The 9,995-nt window shown below is 33.5% G+C and carries 6 protein-coding genes; all 6 read left to right on the top strand.

Translation table 11 applies throughout. The annotated features are described in order from the left end of the window. Window positions 1–4,441, top strand: a 4,441-nt coding sequence (locus tag BUC03_RS12930; protein WP_084112830.1) for a T9SS type B sorting domain-containing protein, incomplete at its 5' end; no start/stop codon positions are given. Window positions 4,442–4,958: 517 nt separating this feature from the next. Next, entirely contained in the window at window positions 4,959–6,251 is a 1,293-nt protein-coding gene (locus BUC03_RS12925) for an O-acetylhomoserine aminocarboxypropyltransferase/cysteine synthase family protein (RefSeq protein WP_073152827.1), read from the top strand. Window positions 6,252–6,255: 4 nt separating this feature from the next. After that, on the top strand, window positions 6,256–7,269 hold the full coding sequence (locus BUC03_RS15375) for an alpha/beta fold hydrolase (protein WP_073152860.1): 1,014 nt from the start codon (window positions 6,256–6,258) through the stop codon (window positions 7,267–7,269). After that, window positions 7,232–8,311 (top strand): homoserine dehydrogenase family protein, encoded by a 1,080-nt coding sequence (locus BUC03_RS15370; protein ID WP_073152825.1) that lies wholly within the window; start codon window positions 7,232–7,234, stop codon window positions 8,309–8,311. Before BUC03_RS15375 ends, BUC03_RS15370 begins: the two co-directional genes overlap by 38 nt. A gap of 9 nt (window positions 8,312–8,320) precedes the next feature. After that, entirely contained in the window at window positions 8,321–9,490 is a 1,170-nt protein-coding gene (locus tag BUC03_RS12910) for a trans-sulfuration enzyme family protein (protein ID WP_073152822.1), read from the top strand. 31 nt (window positions 9,491–9,521) lie between these two features. Next, a complete protein-coding gene (locus tag BUC03_RS12905) occupies window positions 9,522–9,941 on the top strand; it encodes an OsmC family protein (RefSeq protein WP_073152819.1) in 420 nt (139 codons plus the stop codon). Window positions 9,942–9,995 lie beyond the last annotated feature (54 nt).

The raw sequence follows: 9,995 nt of genomic DNA, 5'->3' as shown, positions 1-9,995 counted from the left end.
TCTTAATGTAATTGCAGCACCAACTGCAAACACACCAACAGCTTTAGAGTTATGTGATGCTAATAATGATGGTTCAGAATCTTTTGATTTATCACAATTAGATGCATTTATCACAGGTAGTGATCCAGATTTAAGCGTGGCTTATTACGGTACACAAACTGGTGCTAGTAATGCTACTGCTTCAGATTTAATTACTTCTCCTTATACTTCTGGTACGGCAACAGTTTATGCTCGTGTAGATAGTGCAACTATTAGTTGTTACAATACAGTAAGTGTAGATTTAATTGTAAATCCTTCTCCAGATCTTCCTTCAACTATAACTTCTATTGAAGAGTGTGATGAGAATGAAACAGGAATAATGATTTTTGATTTACAAGATCGTGAGACAGAGGTATTAGCAAATCTAGCAAATCCAGCGGCTTATACCGTAGCTTATTATGATGCTACAGGTGCAGCAATAGCAGCAAGTGATGTTAATAACTACTCTAGTGGTTCAACCACTATAACAGTAGAGGTAACAGATGGTAATAACTGTAGTTCAACAACCACTTTTGATTTAGTTGTAAATCCATTACCAGCATATAACACTCCAACGACATTGGTAGTTTGTGATGAAGGTCAAGCTAATGGTTTAGCCACTTTTGATTTATTAACTGCAACTTCTCAAATCACAGGAAATGATCCTAATTTAACCGTTCTTTATTATGAGAATATGGCAGATGCTCAAGCTGCAGGAACTAATGATTTAGGAACTAGTTATATGAATACTACCGCTTATGCTCAAACTATTTATTTAAACATCACTAATAATACTACTGGTTGTTTTACAGTAACTAGTTTAGATCTTCAGGTAGATGTTTCACCTGCAGCTTATACACCAGCTGTGTTTGAATATTGTGATGATGATAATGATGGAGAGGGAATCTTTATTTTAACAGATTTAGATGCTGAAATTACTGGAGGAGCTACTGGAGTAACGGTAACTTATCATAGAACTCAGGCAGATGCAGATAATGATGTTAACCCAATAAGTAGTCCATTTACTAATACTGTAAATTACTCACAAACCATTTATGCAAGAGTAGAGAGTCCAGGGGTAGCTTGTTTCAACACGGTAGACGTTAGTTTATTAGTTCTAGATAGTCCAGACCTTGTAGCGGCTGCAAACTTAGTAGCACTAGAAGAATGTGATACAACTAGTTCAGGAAATGCTGTGTTTGACCTTACAGATATGGCAGATGATATATTAGCAAATGAAACTAATCCGTCAGCCTTTACGTTAACTTACTATGCAAGCCAAGCAGATCTTACTTCTGGTAATGAAATTTCAGTGCCAACAGCGTATACTGCTAACGCTCCTTCAGAAACTATATATGTTTTAGTAGAGGGTAGTAATGGTTGTCAAGACGAAACTAGTTTTGAGGTGATTGTAAACTCTTTACCAACTATTTATCCTCCGGTACCTTTAGAGTTATGTGATGATAATAATCCAGGAGATGAAAAAGAGTTTTTCAATTTAACAGATGCTACGTTAGAAATTAATGGCGGAGATACAAGTATAGATGTTCAGTACTATTTAACTCAAGCAGATGCAGACAATAACGTGAATGCTCTAAGTAGTCCTTATGAAAATACCATTAATAACCAAACTATCTACATTAGAGCAGAAGATAGTAACACAGGTTGTTATGTAAGTCAAGGTTACACACTAACATTAACGGTAAACCCACTTCCATCTCCAGAAATCCCAACTTTACCTATTGAAGTTTGTGATGAAGATAATGATGGTATTGCAGAGTTTGATCTTGCACTTTTAGCAGTAGATATCTTAGGAACTGAGCCAGATGTTACTATTACTTTCCATACCACTATATCTAGTGCAAACAGTGGAGGTAATCCAATAGACACTTCTAGCTTATATGGAGTAAATAGTTCTGGTAGCCAAATTATTTATGTAAGAGCAACCAACGACCTTACAGATTGTTATGTAACAGGACAAGTAGAATTAATTTCTGTACCAACTCCAGAGATAGAGAATTTAGAAGATCTTTATGTTTGTGATGACAATAATGATGGTTTTGCTGTGTTTGATTTAACAGTAAATACTGCTAATATTATTGGTTCTCAAAACCCAGCAGATGTAATGGTTAGTTACCACATATCTCAAGCAGATGCAGAAGCAGGAACTAATGCTATTATAGTACCATCTATGTATACCAATACATTTAATGGTCAAGTAATTTACGTTCGTATAGAAAGTAATATAACAGGTTGTATAGATGCTTTTGATGCAACTAATAACAACACCTTTACTTTAAATGTAGAAATGTTGCCTACAATTGCAGAGCCAACACCATTACAATTATGTGATGATGATTATAATAATGTCCCTGTAGCACAAACAATATTTGACTTAACTTCTAAAGAAGGAGAAATTACAGGTCAAGCATTACCTCCAAATACGTATTCATTTACTTACTATGCAAGTGAACAAGATTACTTAAATGGAAATGAAATTGCAGATCCAACAAACTACGAGAATGTAATTAATAACCAAGAAATTTATGTAGAAGTAGTAAATACAGCTACACAAGGATTATGTTCAGATGTAGTTGTATTAACTTTAGAAGTATTACCTCTACCAAGTCCATCAATAACAGATCCAGATGAACTTAGACTAGAAGAGTGTGATGATAATAATGATGGTATTACTGCATATCCGTTTGATTTAACAGAAGCAGGCGCTATGATTAGCGGTAGTGAAAATGTAATTTTAACTTACTACAAAACAGAAAGAGCAGCAGAAGATGGAGATACTTCATCGGCAGAATATATTGTAGATCCAACTGCTTATGTTAATGAGCCTTCTTACAATAGCATTAATGATAATGATCTTATTGTTCAAGAAATCTTTGTAAGAGTAGATAGTGGTATTAATGGTAACTTCTGTTACGTAATTGTACCAATAGAGATTGCAGTAATTAAAGCTCCAGTACTTGCTTTAGTAAATCCAGATGAATTTGGATATACTCTATGTGAAGATGGTAATAGTTCTCAAGCGACTTTATTCTTAGAAGATATTGCAGAAAATGTTTACGATAATACTGTAGCTAATCCTGTAACTTCAGAACTTATCTCTTTATTAGATGAGTCAGAGAATACTGATTTAGATCTTGATAATTATATCATAACATATTATGATTCAGAAAGTGATGCTGAAGCAGGAACAAACCCAATCTCATCAGGAGAGTTAGCTTCAGACGGTGACTTATTATACATAAGAATAGAGTACGGAGATACTGGTTGTTATAATACAGGAGCAATTGGAGCAGTAAGAATAACTGTAGAGCCAAGACCTGATATTGAAGAAGTAGATCTTATGGAGATTGTTTGTTCAGACGAACAAGGAGGAAGCACTGCAACTATAGATCTAACTGCTTATAACGATGATATTAACCCAGGAGCGCCAGCAGATACAGAAATAGTATACTATGCAAGTATGGATGATTATATGTCAGGAGTTAACATTGATGCAAGTCAATTGTCATCTTATACAACAGTTGAAAATCCACAAACGATTATTGCAGAAGTAATAGATACAGTAACACTATGTGAGTCTGCATTATATGCAACAATCACTATTGAAGTAGACGATAGACCTGTGGTAGATATCTCTGGTTATGATGGGTATATTTGTGAAGACGTAGATCCATCTACTCCAACAGAAGGAGGAGATTATGATCCAGTAGTAATTGATACAGGTTTAGACACTACAATCTATAGTTTTGAATGGAGTCTTGATGGTAATATCTTAATTGAAACAGGAGGAGTATTAGAGGCTACACAGTCAGGAACCTATACCGTAACTGTTACTAACATAGTAACAGGATGTAGCAGCACAAGTAGTACTACACTAATTCAAAGTACACCACCAGAGTTTAGCGTAGAGCCTTTAACCTTAGCTTTTGAAGGAGAACATGCTTTATTAATTACCGCTTCTGGTAACGGAGATTATGAGTTTAGAGTAGACGATGGTCTTTGGTTTGATATCGGTGAAGATGGTACTGTTACTATAGATGGTTTATCTTCAGGTAGTCACCTTGTATATGGTAGAGATAAAAATGGATGTGGTGTAACAGTTAATGTAATTAACTTTATAGATTACCCTAAATTCTTCACTCCAAACGAAGATGGTTATAATGACCGTTGGAATATTATAGGATTAGGAGAAGAGAATGCAGGAGCACAGATCTATATCTTTGATCGTTACGGTAAATTATTAAAACAATTAAGCCCAACAAGTGAAGGATGGGATGGTACCTTTAATGGGAAAGTAATGCCTTCAGGAGATTACTGGTTTAGAATTGAATATTTACAATTACAAACCGATGGTGAGTTAGTAAAAGCAGAATTTAAAGCTAACTTTACTCTAAAAAGATAATTAATACTTATCAATATATATTTAAAAAGCCCTCTAAACAGAGGGCTTTTTTATTACTTTTAAAAAAACATAGTAAAAAATTTGTTTATTAACTTTTTCTGCCTTTATCTTTGTAGAAGAATAAAACAAGTAATGAAAAATTTAATTTGTAATATAAATATGATGATGTGGAGAAACTCCGCAGCGTGTTCTATTGCATAATTTTTAAATATAAAATTTATAGAGCCGCTGCCCACCGCAGCGGCTTTTTTTTGCTTTATTCTAAACAAAAAAACCTGTGAAACAGGTGCTATGAAAAAGAAAAATAATTGAAAATGAAACTTAATTTGGTAAATAATGTAATGATGGCAATGCCAATGATGATGTGTCTTATGATGCACCATCCATTACACTATTGCCATATTTTGTGATTTAAGCTAATTGTTTTTCAACTTAAAGTCCCTTTGGTAATAGTTAACCAAAGGGACTTTTTTTATACCTAAAAATCAAAAATATTTAATAATTAAAATTTTAAAAAATGAGTACTTTAAAAAATTCAACAAACGCATTACACGCAGGTCACGACGTAACAACAAACAAAGGCACAAGAGCAGTTCCGTTATACCAAACTACTTCTTATGTATTTAATGACTCTCAACACGCAGCAGATGTTTTTAGTTTAGCTAAACCTGGGTTTATTTACACAAGATTAAATAATCCTACGAACGATATTTTAGAGCAACGTTTAGCAGCTTTAGAAGGAGGGATAGGAGCTGTAGTAACAGCATCTGGTACCGCTGCAATCAATACAACATTGCTAACCTTGCTAAAAGCAGGAGATCATATTGTAGCTTCTAGTAGTTTGTATGGCGGTACATATAATCTTTTAAATGTTACATTACCTAGGTTTGGTATCACTACTACATTTGTAGATGCATCAGATACAGAAAATTTCGGGAAAGCTGTTCAACAAAATACAAGAGCAATATTTGTAGAGTCACTTGGTAATCCCAAATTAGATGTTTTAGACTTAGAGGCTATTTCTTCAGAAGCTAAAAAAGCCAAGGTTCCTTTTATTGTAGATAATACAGTAGCAACACCAAGTTTACTAAACCCTATTAAGCACGGTGCAGATATCGTAATTCATTCGCTTACCAAATATATTAATGGAAACGGAACCGCTCTAGGAGGTGCAATTATTGATGCGGGAAATTTTGATTGGGCTAATGGTAAATTTCCTGAATTTACAGAACCTTCTGCTGGTTATCACGGTTTAATTTATCACGAAGCATTGGGAGAAGCGGCTTTTATTGCTAAAGTTAGAGTAGAAGGTTTAAGAGATCACGGTGCAGCATTAAGCCCTTTTAATGCTTTTCAAATTATTCAAGGTTTAGAAACACTAGAAATCAGAATTAAACAACATTCACAAAATGCATTGCAAATAGCTAAATGGCTTCAGCAACAAGAAGAAGTAGCTTGGGTAAATTATCCTGGTTTAGAAAAAAGCGAATATTATAATCTTTCTAAAAAATACCTTCCTAAGGGACAAAGTGGTTTAGTAACATTTGGAGTGAAAGGCGGTTTTGAAGCAGCAAAAACAATAGCAGATAATACCAAGTTATTTTCTTTACTAGCAAATATAGGAGACACAAAATCACTAATTATTCACCCAGCTAGTACAACGCATCAACAATTAAGCGAAGAAGCTCAGCTAACTACAGGTGTTTCTCAAGATTTAATAAGACTAAGTGTAGGTTTAGAAGATATTGAAGATTTAAAACAAGACCTTAAAGAAGCTTTAGTAAAAACAAATGAACTGGTTCAATATTAAGAATATGTCTAGCTTAAGATTTATTACAGTAAAAGATTTTAAAACAGAAAAAGGCTTTAGTAAAGATTTTGATTTGTCTTATCAAATTTTTGGCCAGTCGTTAGGGAGTGCCCCTGTAGTTTTAGTAAATCATGCTCTTACAGGAAACTCAACATTAGTTGGTAAAAATGCTTGGTTTGATCAAATTGTAGGAGAAGAAAAAACAATTGATTTAAATAAATTTACGGTCTTAGCATTTAATATACCTGGTAATGGTTACAGTGGTGATGTAGAAGATTTGATTTTTAATTATAAAGATTTTACGATAGACGATGTAGCTAAACTTTTTGCACAAGGTCTTCAGGTATTAAAAATTGAAAAACTGTATGCAATTGTAGGTTGTTCTATAGGGGGGGCAATTACGTGGCACATCGCCATAAATTATCCCAATTTAGCAGAACATATTATTCCTATAGCGTCGCACCATACAGCAAACGATTGGGTGTTGGCTAATTGCAAAATTCAAGAAGCTATTCTTAATAATTCTTCAGAACCTATTGTAGATGCTCGTCGCCACGCAATGACATTGTACCGCACGCCAGCATCGTTAAATCAAAAATTTAATAGAAAAAAGGAGGAGGAATCTTTTAAAGTGCAAAACTGGTTAGATTTTCATGGCAAAGCATTGAAGCATCGTTATAAACTGCCTGCTTATCGGTTAATGAATCATTTATTAAGCACTATAGATATTTCTAAAGGTACTGGAGATTGGTTAAAATTTGCTAAGAAAATTAAATCACAAATTCATTTAATAGCGGTCAATTCAGATCAATTTTTTCTAGCAGATGATAATTGGGATACTTATGTGCAATTAAGTGAACATCAATTGTCAGTTAGCATTACAGAAATTAAATCTATTCATGGGCACGATGCTTTTTTAATAGAGCACCAACAACTAGCAACTTTGTTACAACCTATATTTCAAAAAACTAAAAATAAAAATGAAAAAAATACAGCTCATCTTGTTTGGCATAGGTAACGTAGGTAGTACGTTTATCAACCAAATTATTCAAGCGCAAAAAATATTTAAACAACAAGGTTTAGAAATTGAAATTCCTGTGATTTTAAATTCATCTACAGCATTTATTAAAGATGAAGGCGTAGACGAAAATTGGAAAGCAAATTTTGTAGATTTTGGACTTCCGTATCAAGTAGAAGAAATTATTGATTATGTTAAATCTAAACATTGGGAGAATGTGGTAGCTATCGATGCTACTGCTTCTATAGAGTTTGTAAATAATTATACAAATTTGGTAGAAAATGGCTTTCATATTATTGCGGCAAATAAAGTAGCCAATACCTTAGCTTATGATGATTATGTTTTTTTTAGAGAACTTCTAAAAGAAAATAACAAGCAATTTTTATATGAAACTAATGTGGGGGCAGGACTTCCAGTAGTAGAAACCATAAAAAACCTACATCAATCTGGAGAGAAGGTAACTAAAATTAGAGGTGTATTTTCTGGATCACTAAGTTATATTTTCAATACATTTTCAAAAGAAAATAAAAACTTTAGTGAAGTAGTGACGCTTGCAGAGACCAAAGGTTATACAGAGCCAGACCCACGTGTAGATCTTTCTGGTACAGATGTAGCTAGAAAATTATTAATTCTAGCTAGAGAACTTCAGCTTACTTATAATTTAGAAGATGTAAAAGTGAAAAGTCTAGTACCTGTACATTTAGCAGAAACAACTCCAATAAATACTTTTCAAGAAAATATTACCGATTTAGATGAAGAATTTCAATTACTGAAAACACAATTAAATGAAAATGAGGTCTTACGTTATATTGGTGAGCTTGATGTAGAAAAGCAAATTTTAGAAGTAAAACTGGTTACAGAGCAAAAAGAAAATCCGCTTGGGGCATTACAAGGTGCAGATTCTCTTTTTGAAATTTATACAGAATCTTATGGTGCACAGCCTTTGGTAATTCAAGGTGCTGGCGCAGGAGCAGCAGTAACAGCTAGAGGTGTAGTAAGTGATGTAATTAAATTAGCTAAACAAATTAATTGTTGTAATTAAACTAGAATCATGAGTCATTTTCATCTAGAAACAGAAGTGATAAGAACACAAATAGAGCGTTCGCAACACCAAGAACATTCTTCACCATTATACTTAACTTCAAGTTATGTGTTTGAAGATGCAGAAGAAATGCGTGCTTCTTTTTCAGAAGAAAAAGAACGAAATATTTATAGCAGATTTAGTAACCCAAATACTTCAGAGTTTATAGAGCGTATTACCAAAATGGAAGGAGCAGAAAGTGGTTATGCTTTTGCAACGGGTATGAGTGCGGTATTTTCAACCTTAGCGGCTTTACTAAATAGTGGAGATCATATTGTTTCATCTCGTTCAGTTTTTGGTTCTACCCATAGTTTGTTTACTAAGTTTTTTCCGAAGTGGAATATTTCACACTCCTATTTTAAAGTAAATGAGGTAGAAACAATTGAAAAGTTAATTACTTCAAACACTAAAATTATTTTTGCAGAATCTCCAACCAACCCAGGAGTAGATATTTTAGACTTAGAGTTTTTAGGTAAAATAGCCAAAAAACACCATTTAATTTTAGTGATAGATAATTGTTTTGCTACCCCGTATTTACAAAACCCTATCAAATTTGGAGCAGATTTAGTAATTCATTCAGCAACTAAATTAATTGATGGGCAAGGTCGAGTTTTAGGTGGGGTTACTGTTGGGAAAGCAGATTTAATTAGAGAAATTTATCTCTTTTCTAGAAATACAGGTCCGGCATTAAGTCCGTTTAACGCTTGGGTGTTGTCTAAAAGTTTAGAAACGCTTCCGGTACGGTTAGAAAAACACTGTGAAAATGCCTTGAAAGTTGCCCAATTTTTAGAAAATAATAAATATACCCAAAACGTAAAGTATCCTTTTTTAAAAACGCATCCGCAGTATCACATTGCTAAAAAGCAAATGAAACTAGGTGGAAATATTATTTCTTTTGAAATAAAAGGAGGTGTAGAAGCAGGCAGACATTTTATTAACGCAGTAAATCTATGTTCTAGAAGTGCCAATTTAGGAGATACTAAAACCATAGTTACTCACCCTGCATCTACCACGCATAGTAAACTCTCTAAAGAAGATAGATTGCAGGTAGGTATTACAGATGGGTTGGTAAGAATATCAATAGGTTTAGAGCACGTTGATGATATTATTTTAGATTTACAACAAGCCTTAAAAAGTTAGAATGCTTATCTTTGAATAAAAACAGAAAAAGATGAAAGTACACTTAAAACGCTTAAATAACGATTTTCATTTTGTTACCACCAACGAGCGTGGAGACGAAGTTCATTTAGACAATAAATCTGCAGACAAACCGCAAGGCTCAAGCCCAATGGATTTATTACTGCGTGGTATTGCTGGTTGTAGCGGGATAGATATTGTTCATATTCTAAAAAAACAAAACTTAGAGCTTACTAATTTAGAAATGGATGTAGAGGGTTACCGTAATCCAGAAGCAGTGCCAAAGGTATTTGAGAAAATTAAGTTAATTATTCATTTAGAAGGAGAAATTCCTGAAAACAAAGCACGTCGTGCGGTAGATTTATCTTTAGAAAAATACTGCTCCGTTGCTAAAATGCTAGAAAAAACAGCAGAAATTACTTATGATGTTTTCTTAAATAGAGAACAGATTTAAATATAAAATCGCAAATTATTTGCAATGACTTAAATAGTAAGTCAACGTTCATTT

Origin of the sequence: Mesonia phycicola (assembly GCF_900141885.1) — a bacterium.
In the GTDB taxonomy this organism is placed as follows: domain Bacteria; phylum Bacteroidota; class Bacteroidia; order Flavobacteriales; family Flavobacteriaceae; genus Mesonia; species Mesonia phycicola.
Note: the sequence above shows the minus strand (reverse complement) of the source record. Positions and strands in the feature narration are given on the sequence as shown.

What these genes read in the sequence shown, in the direction of transcription:
- BUC03_RS12925 (WP_073152827.1), top strand. Translation starts at nt 4,959, where the DNA reads ATGAGTACTTTAAAAAATTCAACAAACGCATTACACGCAGGTCACGAC.
- BUC03_RS12910 (WP_073152822.1), top strand. Translation starts at nt 8,321, where the DNA reads ATGAGTCATTTTCATCTAGAAACAGAAGTGATAAGAACACAAATAGAG.
- BUC03_RS12905 (WP_073152819.1), top strand. Translation starts at nt 9,522, where the DNA reads ATGAAAGTACACTTAAAACGCTTAAATAACGATTTTCATTTTGTTACC.
- BUC03_RS15375 (WP_073152860.1), top strand. Translation starts at nt 6,256, where the DNA reads ATGTCTAGCTTAAGATTTATTACAGTAAAAGATTTTAAAACAGAAAAA.
- BUC03_RS15370 (WP_073152825.1), top strand. Translation starts at nt 7,232, where the DNA reads ATGAAAAAAATACAGCTCATCTTGTTTGGCATAGGTAACGTAGGTAGT.